The organism is Mesorhizobium sp. CNPSo 4688 (assembly GCF_057784295.1).
On record NZ_JBWLUY010000016.1, the window covers coordinates 34,709 to 54,761 of the forward strand.

Here is a 20,053-nt window from a genome sequence, read left to right on the forward strand (position 1 = left end):
CCCGCGCCGAGGTTAACTCCTTCGGTAGCAGATGCAGGAAAGCTTGCCGGTACTGCGGCGCTCCTTTACTGCGATCGTGCCGACCGAGAGCGGATCGTGATGTGGGCACAACGCGCATGATTGCCTGACCAATAAAGATGATAGGTCTGTGCGCCAGCGCTAAGCGGCTTCGCCCGAATCCGGAATGACGTCAATTGGGCCGGGAGGGGACAGTCCGGTTTCGGGAGACATTGGCGCTGAAGCAGAACTTCCCGCGTCACCTGCTAGAGTCCAGATCTGCGTCGTAATCCGAACTGTCTGTAAAGCAGTGCCCGACCAGCGGGAATGAGCGGGAAGCACCGCTAAGTCGCGGTTGGCCGCGAAATTGACGAAACAGTCCTGATTTCACGTCGCGCTGGCGGGCACCTTTGGCGATTCCGATGTCTTATGGAGAGGAGAAACAGGGCCCAACAAATATGCACGATGTCCCGGAATCTGCGTTGATCGGAACTCGCTGCCTTGCGCGCGGCGGCGCCGCCTTGCGGCCAGCGGCGATTTGCACGAATGTTCCCTGTCAAATAGCCGACTTTTTCTGAAATACTGATCGGACTGGTCCATGCCGCTTGACATCGAAACCCGATTTCTCTGCCTGGCGGATCTTGAACCAGCGGCCCGGGAGCTATTGCCGCACGCCGTTTACGAGTTCATTGCCGCCGGTGCTGGTGAAGAAATCACCAAGCGTGACAATGAAGCCGCGTTCGACCGCGTCAGGTTAAGGCCGCGCGTGCTGCGCGATGTGACAAGACTTGATACCTGGATCACACTCTTCGGGCAAAGGCTGCCGCATCCTATCATTCTGGCCCCAATAGCATATCAGCGACTGGCGCATCCGGAAGGCGAGGTGGCCACGGCGCGCGGCGCCGGAGTGGCGGAAGCAGTGTTCACTATGGGTACTACGGCGACGGCGGCGATCGAGGATTGCGTGGCGGTGAGCCAGTCTCCTGTCTGGTTCCTGCTTTATTGGCAAAGCGACCGCGCTTTCAATGGCGAACTCGTATCGCGGATGGCGGCACTGGGCGCAAAGGCCATCAGCGTAACGGTCGACCTGCCGACGCCAGGCGATCGCCGCAGGCAATTCCGCGCAGGTTTCAAAATTCCCGACAGCCTTCAAACGCCATACTTCAAGGACCGGAACACCGGCGTCCTCAAAGTTGGCACAGCGCAGCAGCGGGCCATGCCGACCTGGGAGGATATTGCCTGGCTGCGTTCGTTGACAACCCTGCCGCTTGTCCTGAAGGGCATTCTTGATCCTGACGATGCCGAGCAAGCCATCGGAACCCGTGCCGATGCCATCGTCGTCTCGAACCATGGTTCGCGTAACCTCGACACCCTGCCGGCGACCATCGACGCCCTCCCCGCCATCGCGGAGCGGGTGGCCGGCCGGATTCCCATCATCCTCGACGGCGGCGTTAGGCGTGGCACCGACGTCTTGAAGGCGATCGCCCTGGGGGCAAGCGCAGTCATGATTGGCCGCCCATATATCTACGCCCTCGCAACGGGTGGTGCCGCGGGCGTAGCCCATTGTGTCAACTTGCTTCGCCGTGACTTCGAGATGGCTATGGCGCTAACCGGCCGGGCGCGCATCGGCGAAATCGACCGGTCGGTAATCTGGTGAAGCCCGGACCTCCTCGTCGGCAAAGTTCAGGAACCACATTGATTGCCTTGTTGGTCCCACAATCGAGGCAGAAGGGCTTGGGGCACTCACGAAGCCTCCTCGAATCACGCGCCGCCAAGCAAGACCGCACTTCTGTGCTGCCTGGCTTGCGGGTTGACGATATCGGCTTGTCCTTCGCCGCTCATCATGGCCCATAGGTTCTTGGCCGCATGCCAGCCGATAGCCTGAGTTCCTTCTGCCGTCCAGGCCGCGACATGCGGGGTGCACAAGACGTTGGGTAGCGAAAACAGCGGATCGTCGGTCTTCGGCGGCTCCTGATCGAACACGTCGAGCGCCGCACCCGCGATTTGGCCATTGGCCAGCGCTGCGCGCAGGGCTGTGTAGTCGATCAGCGATCCGCGCCCGGTGTTGACGACGATGGCTGACGGTTTCATCTTCGCGAACGCGGCGGCGCTTAGGATGTGATGGTTATCCGGGCTCGGCGTTGCGTGCAGCGTCAGGAAGTCGGATTGCTCCACCAGCGTGAAGAAGTCGACGAGTTCGATGCCTGGAGGCGCTTCCTCCAGGAAGGGATCGTAGGCAAGGATGCGGGTCTCCCAGCCCGACAGCCGTTGCGCCACGCCACGGCCGATGCGACCGAGGCCGAGGATGCCGACGGTGGCGCCGCGCAGCGTCGCGCCATGTGTCAGGCCGCGCCACCCGCCACGCCGCATGAATTCGGGCGTCCACGTGCCAAGTTGTTTGGCAACCGCCAGCATCAGGGCGACCGCGTGCTCGCTGACCGTGAAGATCTGAAAATCGTTCGGCGTACTCGAAACCAGAATGCCGTGCTCGGTGGCGGCGTCGATGTCGATGCTGTCGACGCCAATGCCATATTTTGAGATGTAGCGCAGATCCGGAAGCGCCTTCATCACGCGCCTGGTGATGCGGGTGCCGCTTGCCCCCATCAAGGCGACACAGCCATGTGCCTTGGCAATCAGCTCATCCTCGGTGAAGCGCTTGAACGGCATTTCCCAGAGCGCATTGCCGAAAATGACGTTGACCCCACGCTCGCGCAGCCAGTCCAGCGAGGCGTCAGTCGGGTCGTAGCGTTCAAATGCGAGAACGCTGGGCAAGACTTGAGCGCTCATGGCGATCTCCTCAAAAGGTTTCGAATTGCCCATGGTGAAACGGCTTTGCTTTCAATCCGCTTCGAAAGGGGGCGCCTCGTCGCCTTGATGTCGGGCGCGTCAGTGGTTGGTAGCCGATCTCTCATTCCGTGGGTGACGGCAGCAGATCAAGCCGCGGCCTCCAGCGAGTCGTCAAGGGGCGGGGGTTCTTCCTCAGCCTCCTGCTTTGGCTCGACCATCAGGAGACCGACGATGACCAGGGCCAGCGAGGCCCAGGTCACAACTGGTATCGCCTCTCCAAGTAACAGCATACTCCAGCCTATGCCGGCTGCTGTTCCCGCATAGGCGTTCTGGCTTGCGAAGACAGCACCGGTGCTGGCGATCAACTGAATGAAAAGCAGCATCGCCAAATTGCCAGCGGCAGCCATCAGCAAGACGATGACTCCAAGGCGACCAGTCAACAGATCAAATGGCACGAAGTCCTGATAAAAAGCGGCAAGTGGGATCAGCATCAAAACCGAGACGACGAGCGACAACCCGAACAGGGCGACGTTATCGATGTTGGCGGGCTTGGACTCTGAGAGATAGACATCCTCGGCCGCGTAAGTGACGGGAATTACAAGAGCAATGACAAGCCACACCCAACTGGTGGCCATTTCTCCGGGCTCTCCGTAGAGGAGGATAATGAAGATGCCGACGAGACCCAATCCAAGACCTAAAAAGCGCTTCAAATTCGGAGCTTCGGTCCGCATCAAAGCGGCGAACAAGAAGACGGCAAATCCCTCAAGCACGATGACAATGGAGACGATCGAAGCTGGAAGCTTGCTTGCCACCCAATACACCAAGACCTGGTTGATCACCGAGCTAATGAACGCAAAACGCAGGATGAACTTCCGATCCGCCCATGTGAGATCCTTGAGGCTCGGCATTGTCCGTCGCTTCAAACTGATCCCGATGCAGAACACAGCTCCTATAATGTCAATGAGGATTGCCAATCCTATCGGATGAGCCTCAACGAGCGAAGCCATCTTGGAAAGTGGCACGACGACGCCCCATAGCCCACCACATGCAAGCAGCAATAGAGCCCCACGAAACGTGCGAATATTCTGCCGCATCTTTCGCTCTCGCTCGTAGACCTTCTGGGCCATTGCCGCGAACACGGTGGCAAGCTTGCCGAGACCATCTGTACGGCTTGCCACATCGCGGATGCCAAGTTTCGAAGGATTGAACCGCCCGGTTTCCAAGGTGGCGGCCGCCCTGGTCAGCTTGGTGACCTGCCGCAGATATTCCGTCTCAACGTCGCGGAGTCTTTTTTTCTCGATGCAGGTGTCCACACGAGCCTTCAGTAGAGCGGGCTCAAAGTCCTTTGGCAGAAAGTCTTCAGCGCCAAGCTCGATAGCGCTTATCACGCTGCCCATTTCTTCATCGAGCGCCGAAATGACGATCACTGGCAGATCGCGAGTGGCTCGCGAGGACTTGAGCGCCTTGAGCACCTCGAACCCATCCATTTCGGGCATGACTATATCAAGGAGTACCAGGTCAAATGAGTTCTGGGTGACCTGTTCGAGCGCCAGCTTGCCGCTTGCGACAGCTGTTGTTTCATGGCCAAGCGTTTGAATGGCTTTGCTGAGTTTCAGGCGCACAGTGCCTGAGTCATCTACTATGAGCACGCGCGCACCCTGAGATGCGCGAGCATTAGGTGGTTGTGTCTCCGATTCTATGCTCATTCGGTTGTCCCCCTCGTTTCAAATCGGCAAGGCGCGAGCTTAGATCTCGGCTGGCCCTGTCACACGCGCCCGCGATGAGTTCCACTTCCGTCGCGGCCCCGCCGGGCATACTGTCGCGGCAGGATTGTTCCATTGCCGCGCAAAGCGCGGAAAGTTGGTTGGCGCCGAAGTCCCGCGCGCTTGATTTCAGCGTATGGGCAGCGCGGCCAAGGCCTGAACGGTCGCCGGACTCCGCAGCCCGGCGCATCTGCTCGACCAGCAACGGGGATTCCTCCAGAAAACTCTCAATGAGTTCTGCAAGAGAGCCTTGATCCCCACCTATGAGATCAAGGAGCTTGTCTAGAGCGTCCTGCACAACATCCATGACCAGACCTTTGTTGTCAGTTATGTTGGTGGGCGCGTTTAAGAGAGGCGACCAACTCCTCCACGCGCAACGGCTTGCTCAGGTAATCATCCATCCCAGCTTCCAGGTAGCGCTCGCGGTCGCCGGCCATTGCATTGGCGGTAAGTGCCACGATGAAAGGCTGCAGCGAATCCCCGGCGCCTGATGCGCGGATCAACCTCGTGGCTTCGAGCCCGTCCATGTCCGGCATCTCGATATCCATCAGGATGACATCGTGTTGTCCCTCGGCAAATGACGAAATCGCCGTCTCTCCATCCACCGCCAAGTCTACCTTGTAGCCAAGCCGTTCAAGCACCTTGGACCCAATCTTCCGATTGGTGATGTTGTCATCAACCAGCAGGATCCGAAGCGGCAATTTTGCCGCCATTTCGCTGTCGAGGGATGGTCCCTTGGGTTGATCAGGCTTGGCTGAACGCGTTGGAGCCACGGCAAAGACTGACATAAAAGCATTGAGGAGCGGCGAGGGCTTGATCGGCTTAGGAAGCATCGCCGCAAATTTGATGCTCTCGATAGCCGCCTTGCTTTTCTCATCAAGAGGGACGAGGGAGCTCAGCAATATCAGTGGAAGGTCACCCCGTTGACCAAGACTACGCAATCGTTTGGCCAGTTCTATGCCGTCCATCTCTGGCATACTCATGTCGAGCACGACGGCGTCAAAATTTTCGCCACTCGAAATCCGGCGCAATGCGTCAAGGGGCGATTCGGTTGTGTGTGGAACCATAGCCCAGGATTGGGCCTGCAGAGACAAAATGCGCCGGTTGGTTGCGTTGTCGTCAACGATGAGCAACCGCTTGCGTGCGAGTTCAACTTTGGCCACAGACATTTGCGCCTGCCTGGGGGCGGGCGCTACGGCAGCACGGATCGTGAAGAAGAATGTCGTCCCTGACCCTTCAACGCTTTCCACCCATACTTCGCCGCCCATCAGTTCTGCCAGTCGTTTGCTGATCGCCAACCCTAGCCCGGTTCCGCCGTAGCGCCGCGTCGTCGAGGCATCGACCTGGCTGAAAGACTTGAACAAGCGATCCAGTCGGCTCTCGGGAATTCCGATACCGGTATCGCGTACTGCGAACTGCAGTGTGGATAAGCCCTCTTCGCTTCCACGGTGAGGTGTCCCCATGTCTTCAACTGCGGACGGAACTCTCGTCACCGATAGTACAATTTCACCCCGTTCCGTGAATTTCACAGCATTGTTGAGGAAATTAAGCAAAATCTGCCGCAGTCTTGTGCTGTCTGCGACAATCCCGTCGGGAGTACCGGGCTCCACCAAGTACGCTAGGTCGAGCCCCTTCTCCGCGGTCTTGGAGGCCACCAGGTCAATTGCGCTCTCAAGGCATTCCCGGAGTTCGAAGGGACTTGGATCAAGCTCCAGCTTGCCGGCCTCAACCTTGGAGAAATCGAGTATGTCGTTGATAATCGTTAGCAGGGCTTCGCCGCTGTTGCTGATAGTCTCGCTAATCTCACGTTGTTCAGCGTCAAGCTTTGTACCAAGCAACAAGTTGCTCATTCCGATCACGCCATTCATTGGCGTACGAATTTCGTGGCTCATCGTCGCCAGAAAAGAACTCTTCGCCTCATTTGCCGCCTCGGCCGCCTCCTTTGCCTGCTGCAGCGCCAGGGAAAGCTGTTTGAGCTCGGTAAATAGCTGCGCGTTATGGAGGGCCGCACCGGCATTGGCGGCAATGGTGGAAAGCAAACGAAGCGAGTCATCGGTAAATATGCCCTCCCGCGTAGTGCTCTGAACACTGATAACTCCAAGCGTTCCTTGCGCAGTTTTGATCGGAACGCCGAGATAGGACAACGCATCCTTGCCGACGGGGGTAGCCCCGATCTGCGCTCCACGTTCCGCCACATCCTGATTGATCAGCAGCGGCTCACCAGTCTCTATGATCTTGCTTGTCAGCCCCTCGCCAAGGGTTAGTGTGTTGAAGGCCTCGCCAAACTGATAGGGGAAATGGATTAGCTTGGTTTCCGGATCGAGCAGTGCGACGTAGACAATATCGGCATCAAAGATCTCCTGCATCTGGTTACCGATCAACTGGATCGTGCTGTCAAGTTCCGATTCTGCTATGAGCGCCTGACTAACCGTTCCAATGGCGGCAAGTTCGGCAGCGCGGGCTTCAGTCACCTTGAGCAGACGCTGGGTTTCATTGAATAGGCGGGCGTTGGCGATGGCGACCCCCATGCTGGAGGCCACCGTCTGCAGCAGGCGCACGTGGTTTTCGTCGAAGGCATGCTTCTGATAGCTCTGCACACTGAGAACACCCAGTGTTCCCTCACCAGACTTGATCGGCACGCCTATGTAGGAGGCAGTCCTATCCTCTTCGTGTGGAAAGTAGGCGCCAAGCTCTTTTCCTTCCTCAAGAGTGCCGAAAACACAGGGCTCACCTGTTGTTATGATTTTCGAAGCTACTCCCATGCCCATTGGAAATGGATCGATAGCTCTATAGGTCCTAAAGTATGCATAAGGGACATGGATCAAGCCGGTTTCGCTATCGTGTAATAAAATTTCACTGACTTCGGTGCCGAAAGCCTCCCGCACCTTGTCGCCTACCAAGCGAATAACAGTGTCCAGGTTAAGCGACTTCGTCATCGCTTCGCCAACGCTGTTGAGAATCGCCAGTTCTTTTGCGCGGTCCTCTGTCACTTTCAGCAGGCGCTGCGTCTCATCGAACAGATGTGCGTTGGAGATGGCGACGCCCATGCTGGATGACAGCCCCTGCAACAGACGCACATGATCTTCATTGAAGATATTCTTCTCGTAGCTCTGAACGCTGACGACACCCAAAATCCTGTCACCAGCGATGATCGGCACACCCAAGTAGGATTCGGTCCTGTCATCTTCTGTAGGTATAAGTGCGCCCAGAGCAACGTGTTGCTCAGTCGTGCCCAACACCAATGGCTTGCCTGAGAGTATGACCTTGGAGGTCAGACCTTCGCCCATCGCAAATGGCTCGGGGTCCTGATAGTCCCTGTAAAACGCATAGGGTACGGTGATTAGATCAGACTTCTCATCACGCAGCAGGATTTCGGTGACGTCTGTTCCAAATATCTCGCGCACCTTGTCACCGACGATGCGCGTGACGGTCTTGACATTCAACGTCTTGGCCATTGCTTCGCCGACACTGTTGAGGATCGCGAGTTCTTTTGCGCGGTCCTCGGATACTTTCAACAGTCGCTGGGTTTCGTCGAAAAGGCGGGCATTCGAGATGGCAACTCCCATGCTCGAAGAGAGGGCTTGCAAGAGACGCACGTGATCTTCGCTAAAGGCGTTCTTTTGGTAACTCTGCACGCTGACAACACCTAGAGTTCTGCCTCCAGCGATGATCGGCACGCCTATGTACGATTCTGCTCGCTCCGCTTCGGTAAGTGCGATCACATCAAACTTGAGGGACTGCTCAAACGTATCGATAACCAGCGGGGTTCCAGAGAGGATGACCTTTGAGGTAAGTCCTGCGCCCAAAGTGAACGGTTCCACGTCCTGGTACTCACGGTAGAATGAATACGGGACGGTGATGAGATCAGAGGCCTCATCGTGCAGCAGTATTTCCGTGATGTCCTCCCCGAATATCTCCCGAACCTTGTCACCGACGATGCGTGTGACAGTCTTGACGTTCAACGTCTTGGCCATTGCCTCGCCGACGCTGTTGAGGATCGCGAGTTCCTTTGCGCGGTCCTCGGTGAGGTCGAGCAGACGCTTGTTGTCGGCAGAAAGTTGGCTGAGTTGGGTTGCCGCAGATGCTTTGGCGACTTCTAGTTCGGCAATGTACCGGTTCGCCGATTCGAGTCGACCAGCAAGGTCGATTTCGACTGAGCTCTGCATGTCGGCTTTCTCCCCCAAAAAATTCCGCCAAGAGTGTGAGCGGCATCCTTCCCCAACTGCTCATCATACATTAGCAAGCACTGTTACATGCCAAGCGGTTGATTGTCAGTACCTGGGCAGCGTCTTTGCGCAGCCACTGGCCTGTGATGTCCGCTTCTGCGGCAAATCCCTGAGTCACGGTCGTCACGAGAAATGTCCGCTTTCGCGAGCGGCCAAGGTGCCCGGTATGACCGAGATGAGGCGAATTGCGGTCCGGCAAAGGGGACGGAAGCTGGTCGACTTGTTTTAGGTCAAGGTGCGAGGGAGCGGTCAGTCGGCCTACGATCCCATCTCGGACGTATTCCCTGTCTGCAATTGCTCCGAAATCCGACGCTCAGGTGCATCACCGGAGCGACCGCTCTGCGTGACGAACGGACGTTGCAGATCACCAAACTTGACGCTGGGCTGGCCAGAGCCGACACTGAGCAGAGAAAAAGAGGAGCTCCTCTGTGGGAGGGCCAGACTCCGACTCAGAGATGACGATCCGCTCGCTCCGATCCGAGTTGACAGCGGCGCGCGAAGAAAATCAGGTACGCACCGCGGAGGTCGCCAATCTCCTTGAACAGCAGAATGCGACGAGTGCGATCCTCAGGGTGATCGCCGCATCGCCCACCGACATCCAACCCGTCCTGCAGGTCGTGGCGGAGAGTGCTGCGCGCTTTTGCGACACGTACGACGCCGGCATTTTCCTAGCGCGAGACGGGACACTTTTCCCCAAAGCACACTACGGCCCCATCGCCTTCGACTTCGAACCGATGCCGGTCGGACGCGATTGGGTCTGCGGTCGCGCCTTCGCCGACTGCAAGACTGTGCATGTCAACGACATAGCGGCAGCAGGTGCGGAGTTTCCTGTCAGCCAAACACTGGCCGAAAGGCTTGGCCACCGCACGGTGCTCGCGACACCTCTCATGCGTGACACCGAGGCGATCGGCGCGCTCGTCATCGGGCGCATCGAGGTCAAGCCTTTCAGCGAGAAGCAGATCAAGCTGCTCAAGATTTTCGCCGACCAAGCGGTCATCGCCATCGAGAACGTGCGCCTGTTCGACGAGGTGCAGGCGCGCACGCACGATCTCGGCGAGGCGCTGGAGCAGCAGACCGCGACTGCCGATGTGCTCAAGGCAATCAGCCGGTCGGCCTTCGATCTCCAACCGGTACTGCAGACGCTGGTCGACTCGGCAATACGGCTGGCCGGGGCGGACATGGGCGCAATCACGTTGCGCGTTGGCGATACGTTGCGGTTCATGGCAGGCGGCGGGCAAGCTGCCGAGCTGCAAGCATACGAACGAGCCAACCCACATGTCGTGGGACGAGGGACGTTCCAGGGCCGCGCCGCACTGGAGGGATTGACGATCCACGTGGCGGACGCGCTTGAAGACCCGGAATACGAAAGGCCGGAAGCGGCAGTCATGGGCAGTTTCCGCGGAGTACTTTCTGTTCCGCTGAAGCGGGGTCAGGAGACCATCGGCGTATTCGGCTTGGGGCGGCGGACGATCGGGCTATTTTCGCCGCGTCAAGTCGAACTGGTCGAGAGCTTCGCCGACCAGGCCGTGATCGCCATCGAGAATGTCCGCCTGTTCGACGAGGTGAAGGCGCGCAACCGTGAGGTGACTGAAGCGCTGGAACAGCAGACGGCGACGGCCGAAGTGTTGAAGACGATCAGCAGTTCGGCGTTCGATCTCGATTCCGTGCTGCATACGCTTGTGAAGTCCGCGTCCGACCTCTGTCATTCCGGGATGGGCTACATCTATCTGCGCCAGGGCGACGTGTTGCAGCCGACGGTACAGATCGGATGGAGCCAAGAATTCCAGGACCACATGAACAACCTCCCGGTCACGCCGGGCCGGGGCAGCATCGCCGCCCGCGTTGCCCAAAGCGGGTCCGTGGAGCAGATTGCCGACGTTCTCGACGATCCGGAGTATACCAACATCGAAGGCCAGCGGCTCGGCGGCTTCCGCACCCTGCTGGGCGTTCCGCTGATGCGTGACTGCGCCGTGACCGGCGTCTTCGTCCTCGCCCGCTCGTCGGTCTCGCCGTTCAGTACGCGCGAAATCGAACTGGTGCAGACATTTTCGGATCAGGCGGTCATCGCGATCGAGAACGTGCGGCTCTTCGAAGAGGTCGAGTCCCGCAACCGCGACCTAGCCGAGTCGCTGGAACAGCAGATGGCCACCGGCGAGATATTGCGCGCAATCTCCGGATCCCCGACTGATGCGCAGCCCGTCTTCGACACGATCGCCCAGAGCGCCGCCAAGCTCTGCGGGGCGCAATTCTGCTTTGTCGACCGGTTCGATGGAACGCTCCTGCACTTCATGGCCCATTACGGGGTGCCGCCCGAAGCCATCGAGACGATCGATCGCAGCTTCCCAATGGCACCAGGACGTGGCAGCGCTGCCGCGCGGGCGGTGAGCAGCGGCACCGTAGTGCAAATCCCCGACATACAGGCCGATCCGGATTATCAGGCCGATCCGGATCATACGATGGGCGCGCTTGCCGATTTATTGCAATCGCGAAGCACCGTCGCGGTGCCGATGCTCAAGGATGGCGTTCCGATCGGCGTGATCACGGTCGACCGGCTTGAAGCCGGCGATTTTCCCGATCGGCAGGTCGAACTGCTCAAGACCTTCGCCGACCAGGCGGTCATAGCCATCGAAAACGTCCGGCTGTTCGAAGAGGTCGAGTCGCGTGGCCGTGATCTGACCGACGCGCTAGAGAAGCAGACAGCGACCGGCGCAATATTGCAAGTGATCGCCGGGTCTCCTACGGACATTCAGCCTGTGCTGGACGCCGTCGCTGAAAGTGCCGCTCGGCTCTGCGACGCCTATGACGCAACGATCTATCTGCTGCGCTCCGACAGGCTGGCTGTGGGAGCGCATCATGGACCGATTCCGATTGACAGTGCTGGCTTGCCGGTCGCGCGCGACATCGTTACCGGCCGCGCCGTATTGGATGGGGTGCCGGTCCACGTTCACGACTTGACCATCGCTGGAGAGGAGTTTGCAACTGCCCGAATGATGGCTCAACGTCTCGGTTTTCGCGCGATTCTCGCCACTCCGCTGTTGCAGGAAGGAAAGGCAATCGGAGCGCTTATGATCCGGCGCATCGAGGCGCGGCCCTTTAGCGACAGCCAAATTGGCCTTCTCAAAACTTTCGCCAACCAGGCCGTCATCGCGATCGGCAATGTGCGGCTCTTCGAAGAGGTGCAGGCCCGCACCGCCGAGCTTGGCGAAGCATTACAGCAGCAGACCGCGACCGCGGATGTGCTCAAGGTCATAAGCCGCTCCGCATTCGACCTGCAGAGCGTCCTGCAGACACTTATCGATTCTGCTGTGAGGCTCTGCGGTGCGAAAACGTCTGGCATCTTTATGCGCGACGGCGATGTCTTCCGGCTTGCGGCAGGCTACGACCAAACCCCGGAGTATCGCGCGTATGAAGAGGCGAATCCAAGTCCGATCAGCCGACAGTCCTGGGTCGGCCGAACAGCACTCGACAAGGCAGTCGTCCATGTTCCGGATGTTACCAAGGACACAGAACATGGCCTTCCCGAAGCTCCGCGGCTCGGAGGTTATTCGGCTGTGCTCTGTGTACCGCTCATGCGCGAAGGATCGGTAATTGGCGTCTTCGCAATGACGCGACCTGAACCCGGGCCCTTCACCAATAGCCAGATCGAACTTGTCCAGACATTTGCCGACCAGGCCGTAATTGCGATCGAGAACGTTCGCCTTTTCGAGGAGGTGCAGCAGCGGACACGGGAGGCCACAGAGGCGCTGGAGTACCAGACGGCGACCAGCGATGTGCTTAGCGTTATCAGCCGCTCGCCCACCGATGGGCAGCCAGTGTTTAATATGATCGCGCAAAGTGCCGCCCGTCTATGCGAAGCGCAGTTCTGCTTTGTCTACAGATTTGATGGCGACCTTCTGCATTTCGTCGCGCATCACGGCATCACCGAAGAAAGCGTTGAGATCGTGCGCAACACCTTTCCCGTGGCACCTACTCGCGGCAGCGCTGCCGAACGGGCAATTCTATATCTTGACGTGGCGCAGATCCCGGACCTCACCTTGGATAGTGAATTCACGCATCGCGCCGCGGCGGCTTTTTCGGGCCTGCGCAGTGCTGTCGCCGTGCCGATGCTGCGTGACGGCCTGCCTATCGGTTGCATAGCAGTCGGGCGTGCTGAGACGGGCTTTCTTGCCGCTAAGCAAGTCGAACTTCTGAAGACTTTCGCCGACCAGGCCGTAATCGCCATCGAAAATGTCCGCCTGTTTGATGAGGTCAAGGCGCGGACCGCGGAGCTAAGCGAGTCGCTTCAGCAGCAGACAGCGACAGCAGACGTGCTCAAGGTCATCAGCCGGTCGGCCTTCGACCTGCAGAACGTCCTTGACACCCTGGCAGAGTCCGCCGCGCATCTCTGCGACGCGGACATTGCCGATTTCTATCGTCTGGTCGACGACGGATTTCAGTGGACCACGACCTTCAGCCGAGATCCGGAAGCGGCCCCTGCCCATACCAAGATCATGCGCCAGCCGGGGCGCGGATCGGTGTCGGGGCGCGTTCTGCTGGAACAGAAAACCGTTCACGTACCGGATTTCGAAGCCGATCCCGAGTTCACCTTCACCGACGTGGCGCGGCAGCGCGGCGTTCGCTGCATCCTCGGCGTTCCGCTCCTGCGCGGTACGGAGCTGATGGGGTTGCTTCTGGTGATGCGCAAGGCGCCCGGACCATTCTCGCCAAAGCAGATCGAGCTGGTCGAGACTTTCGCCGACCAAGCGGTGATCGCCATTGAAAATGTCCGCTTGTTCGACGAGGTACAGGCCCGCACGGCGGAATTGAGCGAATCGCTGCAGCTGCAGACGGCAACGGCGGATGTTCTGAAGGCGATCAGCCGTTCCACATTCGACCTGCAGCCGGTTCTCGACACGCTGGCAGAATCAGCGGCCAAGCTGTGCGACGCGGACACGAGCGTCATCTTCAAGCGTGACGGCGATCTCTACCGGTGGTCGGCCGAGTACGGCAATTTGCCTGAAGCCGCGGCTTTCGCCAAAGCCAATCCCTTCGCCGCCGGTCGCGACAGCGTCACCGGAAGGGTGGCCCTCGAAGCCCGCGCCGTCCACGTTTCGGACGTGCTCGCCGACCCGGACTACGGGGCAACGCAGCTTCAGAAGCTCGGCGGCTACCGGACCATTCTATGCGTTCCGATCTTGCGCGAAGGCGCGCCGGTCGGCGTGTTCGCGCTGACGCGGTCACAGGTGCGGGACTTCACGCCGAGGCAGATCGAGCTCGTCGAGACGTTTGCCGACCAGTCCGGCATAGCGATCGAAAACGTCCGGCTGTTCGACGAGGTGCAGGCGCGTACCCGCGAATTGTCACGCTCGCTCGAAGATCTGAGGACCGCGCAGGACCGCCTCGTGCAAACGGAGAAGCTCGCCTCACTCGGCCAGTTGACCGCCGGTATCGCCCACGAGATCAAGAACCCGCTCAACTTCGTCAACAACTTCTCAACGCTCTCCGGCGAACTCATCGATGATTTGAACAGTGTGCTGGCCGGAGCGCCTTTGGAGGCATCCGTGCGCGAACAGGTCGGCGAGCTGACAGCCATTCTCAAGAGCAATCTCGACAAGGTGGTCCAGCACGGCAAGCGGGCCGATTCCATTGTCAGGAACATGCTGCTGCATTCGCGCGCGGGTTCAGGAGAGCATCGTCCGATTGACATCAATGCCATCGTGGAGGAGAGCCTGAACCTTGCCTATCACGGGGCGCGCGCCGAAAAGCCGGGATTCAACGTCACGCTGACGCGGAATTTCGACCCGCAGGCGGGGGATGTCGATCTCTACCCGCAGGAGATCACGCGGGTGCTTCTCAACCTCATCTCCAACGGCTTTTATGCAACAGCCAAGCGCAGCGCCGCGGCGAATGGCGCGGGCTATGAGCCGACGCTCTGCGCCACCACCATAAGTCTCGGAGACCGTGTCGAAATCAGGATCCGCGACAACGGCACCGGCATTCCGCCGGAGGTGAAGGAGAAGATGTTCAATCCATTCTTCACGACCAAGCCAGCCGGAGAGGGCACCGGGCTCGGCCTGTCGCTCAGCCACGACATCGTCGTCAAACAGCATGCCGGCACGATCGACGTCGACAGCCAGCCAGGCGAGTTCACCGAGTTCCGGATTGTGCTGCCGCGCGCTGCGGCCTCGCTCGCAAAATCGGGAGGTGAAGCATGAGCCTCCTCATCCTGGTCGTCGACGACGAGCCCGACGTCGAGCCGTTATTTCGCCAGCAGTTCCGCCGCGACATCCGAGCCAGCCGCTTCACCATGGAGTTCGCGCAATCGGCGGTCGATGCGTTGGAGCAGATCGACCACGCCGAAGGGGTGACACTGATTCTGGTGCTATCCGACATCAACATGCCCGGCATAAGCGGGCTCGAGCTGCTGCCGAAGATCAAGGTGCTGAGGCCCGACGTCCCGGTCATCATGATCACCGCCTATGGCGACGCCGAAACCAAGCGCAAGGCGTTGGAGAACGGTGCCGAAGCGCTGCTGACCAAGCCGATTGACTTTTCGGCGCTCAGGCAACAGATCGAAACCCGGCTGGGAATGGTGGCGTGACGGCGCGCATCCTCGTGGTCGACGACGAGCCCGATCTTGAGGTCTTGATCGTCCAGAAGTTCCGGCGTCAGATCCGCGACGGCGCGGTCATTTTCCTGTTTGCCAGCGATGGTGTGGACGCCCTCTCCGTCATCGACGGCAACAGCGACATCGACATGGTGCTGTGCGACATCAACATGCCCCGTATGGACGGCCTGTCGCTGCTGGAGAAGCTGCAGCAGGCCGAGGGTCAGCAGCTTTCGACGGTCATCGTCTCCGCTTACGGTGACATGGCCAACATCCGTACGGCGATGAACCGCGGCGCCTTCGACTTCATCACTAAGCCGATCGACTTTGCCGACCTGGAGACCACGATCGCCAAGACCTTGAAGCATCGGGAGGTGCTGCACGAGGCGCATCGGCGGCAAGCAGTCGCCGAGCGCGCGCATGCATCGCTGTCGCGCTATTTCTCGCCCAATCTGGCCGAGCGGCTGGCCGGCGACGCCGACGGGCTGGCGCTAGCCGGGCAGTGGCGCGAGGTCGCCTCGCTGTTCACCGACATTACCAGCTTCACCACGCTGGTGGAAACGATCGACCCTGCCACGCTAGGCGCGCTCCTCAACGACTATTTGGCCGGCATGACCGACGTCGTGTTCGCGCATGAAGGCACCGTCGCCAAGATCGTCGGCGATGCGCTGCATGTGCTATTCGGCGCGCCTGGCGAGCAGCAGGACCATGCGGCGCGCGCGGTTGCCTGCGCGCTCGAGCTCGACGCGCTGTCGCAATCGTTCCGCGATAGCTGGCGCGACAAGGGCGTCGCGGTCGGAACGACCCGCATCGGCGTCCATGCAGGTCCGGCGCTGGTCGGGAATTTCGGCGGAGGCCGCTTCTTCGACTACACGGCCTATGGCGACACCATCAATATAGCGGCGCGGCTGGAAAGCGCCAACAAGCAGCTGGGCACGCGTATCTGCGTCAGCGCGAGCGCCGCTGCAAGGGTCGACGGCTTCCGCGGACGGCCGGTCGGCGATCTGATGCTGCGCGGCAGAGCCGAGGCGCTGCGCGCGTTCGAGCCTTTGTCGTCAAAGCAGTATGATGATCCTTCGACGGCCAGCTATCTTGAAGCCTTTGGCAGATTGGAGGCCGGCGACGCAAACGCGCTTACGGCTTTCGCCGCGCAGATCGGCAAATGTCCGGACGACCAGCTCGCCAGCTTCCATCTCAAGCGGCTGCTCAACGGCGCCAAGGGAACACGGATCAGCCTCGACTGATCTTTGCGCCAGTCGCGACCGCGACCGTCAAGCCTCGTCGCCGGCAATGTCTGATTTCACGAGGTGGCAAAGGTGCCCTCAACGGCCGACAAGAGGCGCAGAGCCGCCATCCACAAAACAGCAGGGTTGCATGAGCCGGTCCCTCCTTTATAGCCCGCAGCATTGACGCGCGGCTGTCGCAGTGTCCCACCGTCTAGAGAGCGGGACAGAGGGACAGCTTGTGCCGCCTAATCTGGCGGTGATCTCGTCGTATAGGTTTGACCGGTCAGCGACAGGATGAGTTCGATTGGTCCGGACAGACATTGCGGTTCTCCGCGACTGGCGCCGAAGGCCTCTCCTCCCGCTTTCAACCCGTCGCGAAAAACCCGCTCCTCCTCTGACTCTCCGTCGGGAGAGCCCTGATCTCCCGACCAATGTGAAAAAAAGGGCGTACAAGGCGGAAGCACCGAAATCTCCGTCAGCGGGAATAAGTCAGTTCGGTGCTGGAGCAGGTTCGTGGCCCTGAGACCGGTTCAACAGGGCGGCCGAAGGAGCATCAGCATAGCGCCGCCGTGAGGCGGGATGCGGGACCGACTGCCCCCGGCGAAGGGCGCCATATGAAACTTTGCTCGCTAACGTGACCGCAGAGCAGGAAGCGATCCGCCGCGCATGACGCATATGGTCGATCCGGGCCACAGCTAACCCTCACCGGCCGATATTTACGAAATGACCGCCCTGCATACGCTTGCCGGCTTTCGCCATTTCCTTCCCTGAAGACCATCTGCTTCAATCGTCTGCTTAGCGAAGGAGGAATGGCGCCATGACTGGTCCCGGGAAAAGTGCAACAAAGCGGACGATCCGCCGCAAGGAGCTGCGCGAAATCGTACCTCTGGCCGACACCACAATCTATGAAATGGAACAACGCGGGCAATTTCCTCGACGCTTCGCTCTCACCCCTCGGTGCGTAGTTTGGAATCTGGCCGAAGTAGAAGCCTGGCTGCAGGCTCGCAGGGCAGTTCCGATCCCCCGAGCGAGTCCTCCTGATGTGCGTCTACGGAAAACCTCTCCGGTCAGAGCGCGAGATCGGGCACAAATATCGTAAGCACCGGGGATGATCGCCACGGTTTGGTGTCGATGATCAATCCGTTCCGGCATATCTGCCGCGGCGGCGGATGCCATGGAGCCGCAAAGTCCACTGGCAAATCCGACGCCCTAGTGAAGGCTTCAGGTGGGCGTCCATGAAACCAGATTGAGCGGTCGCGAACGTCGAAGCTGCTAACCCGAGAATCGGGACATCTGTGATAACCATCCACCCCGCCGAAGATCGCTGATGGTCACGTCGGCACAATCGCGCCGGCGGCATGATGGCGATGATGATCAGGGGCAAAGAGCGTGCGGCGCTTGCTGCTTATGATCGGCATGATGCCGTCTGATGTCACGGTTATCAGAGCCTCGAAAACAGCCATTATATAAGCTATTTTCCTCACAAAAGCTCGAAACAGCTAATTTGTGAGGCGAAAATGATCGACCTGAACGATATTGGCAATGAGATCAAGAATGCAAGGAAGCAGCGCAAGCTGACCCGGGAAAAGCTCGCCGAACTTTCCGGGCTCAGCCGGGCGAGGATCGAGGCGCTTGAGAATGGCAGGGTATCCGACATGGGTTTCAAACGCGTGCTCACGCTCATGAACATTGTAGGGCTCGATTTCCGGCTGACGACCTTCAACAACAAGCGCCGGACACTCGAAGACATCATTGAGGAAGATGATTCTGCGCGTTTAGACAGGTAGCAGAAGCCAGTCGGCGGCCTGGACAGATCCGGAAAACGTGGTTCGACTTTCGTGTACGATGTGGGGTCGCCGGAGTGCAGCCGAAGGTCCTGGTGCGAGCCAGGGAACCGTTAACAGGAATCACAAAAGTGGTTTGCTAATGCCTGGCAGTAGTGAGTCCCGAACCGCCTCACCATATTATCGTCCAGCTATAATACCGGCGCCACAAAGTTTCATATTAATGCGTAGCAGGAAAAACGGACTCGGCGAACCTCGGGCCAAACAGGCGTGATGCGCCGTACAACCCGTGTATGGAATTAAAGGGCCGGATCAGGCTCCAAGATCGGCATCGACGGCGGGATCAGTGTCGGCACATGTTTCTTGCCACCGACCCAGGCATCGACGATATCCGACCATTCCTGCATCATGTGGCGGCGTTGCACCTCATATTCGGCCTTGTTGTAGACACCACGCGACGAGCGCCCGTCTTCGTGTGCCAAGCATTTCTCGATCCAATCGCTGTTGAAACCAAGTTCATTCAACAGCGTCGAGCCCGTTCGCCGCAGGTCATGAACCGTAAACGGCTCCAGAGGCAGCCCCTCGGACTTCGCCTGCTCGACGACCGCGTAGGTGACGCGGTTAAAGGTAGCACGCGACATCGGAGCATCCGCATCGTACCGCGATGGAAGAAGGTATCTGGAATTCCCTGCACAGGTCTTCAGGGCAATCATGATGTCGAGCACTTGGCGTGACAGGTAGACGTTATGCGCCTTCGATCGCTTCATGCGTTCTTTCGGGATCGTCCAGACCGCATTCTCGAAATCGACCTCGTCCCAAACCGCGTCCTGCAGCTCGCTCTTTCGCACCATCGTGAGCAGGTAAAGCCGCATTCCCAAGCGGATCGTGGGAAGGGTGGCGACGTGCTCAAGCTGCTTCAGCATCACTCGGATTTCCGAGGGCGAGAGCGAGCGATCCTTTGGCACGAACGTGGCAATCGACGCCGGCCCGACTTCATCAGCCGGATTGGACACCTTCTCCCCGTGCAGGATGGCGAAGCCGTAGATCTGCTTTAAGATATCTCTAACGTGGATAGCGGTCGCCGGAGCACCACGTTCGACGATGCTGCCGCAGTGGGCTCTTAGATCGTCCGGCGTGATCTCCGTCAGGAGTCGATTGCGCCAGGCCGGAAGCAGCTCTCGCTCGAAGATGGAGCGCCGCATCGCGCGCGTACTGTCGGCCATCGGCGCGGCGGTGAGCCACTTCTGCCCGAACTCGCCAAAACTCTTGGCCTCTTTCAAGCGGCGCTTCTCTCGCTGCTTCTCGATGGCCGGCGATCGTCCCTCGCGAACAGCGCGCTTCGCGTCGAGGCACTTCTCCCGGGCCAACGCGAGCGAGATGCCGTCTCTGCCGTATCTGCCTAGATAGACCGTTTCACGGCGTCCATTCAGCCTGTAGTCCAGCCGAAACGAGATCGCGCCATTGGGCATGACGCGGATGTACATGCCGTCACGGTCTGCAATCTTGTAGATTTTCTGTTTTGGTTTCAGCGCCTTAAGGGCGGCATCCGTCAGCATGCCTACTGCCTCCTGAAAAAGTACCGTCAGTACAATTTTGAGGCTTCTCGGCAGAAAATTCCTTTTTTCTTCAATGCCTTATGGGGCAAAAAAGTACCGTCACTAGCCTCATTGACTGTGACGGTACT

General features: G+C 59.3%; 12 protein-coding genes. 6 read left to right on the forward strand and 6 right to left on the reverse strand.

What is annotated here, in order from left to right; all coding sequences use genetic code 11:
* The first annotated feature begins 595 nt into the window (after window positions 1-595).
* The gene (locus tag AC04SH_RS26620; RefSeq protein WP_488577212.1) at window positions 596-1,654 is read left to right on the forward strand and encodes an alpha-hydroxy acid oxidase; all 1,059 of its coding nucleotides are present in this window, start codon (window positions 596-598) and stop codon (window positions 1,652-1,654) included.
* A 104-nt stretch (window positions 1,655-1,758) separates the two neighbouring features.
* Here the strand turns inward: AC04SH_RS26620 and AC04SH_RS26625 are convergent, their stop codons facing one another.
* The 4 genes from AC04SH_RS26625 to AC04SH_RS26640 all read right to left on the reverse strand — a co-directional run bounded on the left by AC04SH_RS26625 (window position 1,759) and on the right by AC04SH_RS26640 (window position 8,713).
* Window positions 1,759-2,784 (reverse strand): hydroxyacid dehydrogenase, encoded by a 1,026-nt coding sequence (locus AC04SH_RS26625; RefSeq protein WP_488577213.1) that lies wholly within the window; start codon window positions 2,782-2,784, stop codon window positions 1,759-1,761.
* 146 nt (window positions 2,785-2,930) lie between these two features.
* The gene (locus AC04SH_RS26630) at window positions 2,931-4,490 is read right to left on the reverse strand and encodes a response regulator (protein ID WP_477337799.1); all 1,560 of its coding nucleotides are present in this window, start codon (window positions 4,488-4,490) and stop codon (window positions 2,931-2,933) included.
* Window positions 4,459-4,854 (reverse strand): Hpt domain-containing protein, encoded by a 396-nt coding sequence (locus AC04SH_RS26635; RefSeq protein WP_477337801.1) that lies wholly within the window; start codon window positions 4,852-4,854, stop codon window positions 4,459-4,461. The genes AC04SH_RS26630 and AC04SH_RS26635 overlap by 32 nt, the downstream gene beginning before the upstream one ends.
* Before the next feature lie 16 nt (window positions 4,855-4,870).
* Window positions 4,871-8,713: a GAF domain-containing protein gene (locus AC04SH_RS26640; RefSeq protein ID WP_477337803.1), complete on the reverse strand. Its 3,843-nt coding sequence runs from the start codon at window positions 8,711-8,713 to the stop codon at window positions 4,871-4,873.
* 515 nt (window positions 8,714-9,228) lie between these two features.
* On the opposite strand from AC04SH_RS26640, the gene AC04SH_RS26645 reads away from it, so the two are divergent.
* From AC04SH_RS26645 to AC04SH_RS26660, 4 genes are all read left to right on the forward strand, one after another.
* Window positions 9,229-14,967, forward strand: a complete 5,739-nt coding sequence (locus tag AC04SH_RS26645; RefSeq protein WP_488577214.1) for a GAF domain-containing protein — start codon at window positions 9,229-9,231, stop codon at window positions 14,965-14,967.
* Complete coding sequence (locus AC04SH_RS26650; protein ID WP_488577215.1) at window positions 14,964-15,353, forward strand: response regulator; 390 nt, start codon at window positions 14,964-14,966, stop codon at window positions 15,351-15,353. The genes AC04SH_RS26645 and AC04SH_RS26650 overlap by 4 nt, the downstream gene beginning before the upstream one ends.
* A complete protein-coding gene (locus AC04SH_RS26655) occupies window positions 15,350-16,603 on the forward strand; it encodes an adenylate/guanylate cyclase domain-containing protein (RefSeq protein ID WP_488577216.1) in 1,254 nt (417 codons plus the stop codon). Before AC04SH_RS26650 ends, AC04SH_RS26655 begins: the two co-directional genes overlap by 4 nt.
* Window positions 16,604-17,402: 799 nt before the next feature.
* Window positions 17,403-17,684, forward strand: coding sequence for a helix-turn-helix transcriptional regulator (locus AC04SH_RS26660; RefSeq protein WP_477337809.1), 282 nt, complete (start codon window positions 17,403-17,405; stop codon window positions 17,682-17,684).
* A 232-nt stretch (window positions 17,685-17,916) separates the two neighbouring features.
* Here the strand turns inward: AC04SH_RS26660 and AC04SH_RS26665 are convergent, their stop codons facing one another.
* Window positions 17,917-18,048 carry a hypothetical protein gene (locus AC04SH_RS26665; protein ID WP_488577217.1) on the reverse strand — a complete coding sequence of 44 codons (132 nt, stop codon included), beginning with the start codon at window positions 18,046-18,048 and terminating at the stop codon, window positions 17,917-17,919.
* A 54-nt stretch (window positions 18,049-18,102) separates the two neighbouring features.
* Here AC04SH_RS26665 and AC04SH_RS26670 point away from each other — a divergent pair, with 54 nt between their 5' ends.
* Complete coding sequence (locus AC04SH_RS26670) at window positions 18,103-18,372, forward strand: helix-turn-helix domain-containing protein (protein WP_477337813.1); 270 nt, start codon at window positions 18,103-18,105, stop codon at window positions 18,370-18,372.
* Window positions 18,373-18,668: 296 nt separating this feature from the next.
* Here AC04SH_RS26670 and AC04SH_RS26675 read toward each other — a convergent pair whose 3' ends face one another.
* Complete coding sequence (locus tag AC04SH_RS26675; protein ID WP_488577218.1) at window positions 18,669-19,925, reverse strand: tyrosine-type recombinase/integrase; 1,257 nt, start codon at window positions 19,923-19,925, stop codon at window positions 18,669-18,671.
* Window positions 19,926-20,053 lie beyond the last annotated feature (128 nt).

Bases quoted from the DNA above. Each gene is read 5' to 3' on its own strand.
- AC04SH_RS26620 (WP_488577212.1), top strand. From the start codon at position 596: ATGCCGCTTGACATCGAAACCCGATTTCTCTGCCTGGCGGATCTTGAA.
- AC04SH_RS26625 (WP_488577213.1), bottom strand. From the start codon at position 2,784: ATGAGCGCTCAAGTCTTGCCCAGCGTTCTCGCATTTGAACGCTACGAC.
- AC04SH_RS26630 (WP_477337799.1), bottom strand. From the start codon at position 4,490: ATGAGCATAGAATCGGAGACACAACCACCTAATGCTCGCGCATCTCAG.
- AC04SH_RS26635 (WP_477337801.1), bottom strand. From the start codon at position 4,854: ATGGATGTTGTGCAGGACGCTCTAGACAAGCTCCTTGATCTCATAGGT.
- AC04SH_RS26640 (WP_477337803.1), bottom strand. From the start codon at position 8,713: ATGCAGAGCTCAGTCGAAATCGACCTTGCTGGTCGACTCGAATCGGCG.
- AC04SH_RS26645 (WP_488577214.1), top strand. From the start codon at position 9,229: ATGACGATCCGCTCGCTCCGATCCGAGTTGACAGCGGCGCGCGAAGAA.
- AC04SH_RS26650 (WP_488577215.1), top strand. From the start codon at position 14,964: ATGAGCCTCCTCATCCTGGTCGTCGACGACGAGCCCGACGTCGAGCCG.
- AC04SH_RS26660 (WP_477337809.1), top strand. From the start codon at position 17,403: ATGACTGGTCCCGGGAAAAGTGCAACAAAGCGGACGATCCGCCGCAAG.
- AC04SH_RS26665 (WP_488577217.1), bottom strand. From the start codon at position 18,048: ATGGCTGTTTTCGAGGCTCTGATAACCGTGACATCAGACGGCATCATG.
- AC04SH_RS26670 (WP_477337813.1), top strand. From the start codon at position 18,103: ATGATCGACCTGAACGATATTGGCAATGAGATCAAGAATGCAAGGAAG.
- AC04SH_RS26675 (WP_488577218.1), bottom strand. From the start codon at position 19,925: ATGCTGACGGATGCCGCCCTTAAGGCGCTGAAACCAAAACAGAAAATC.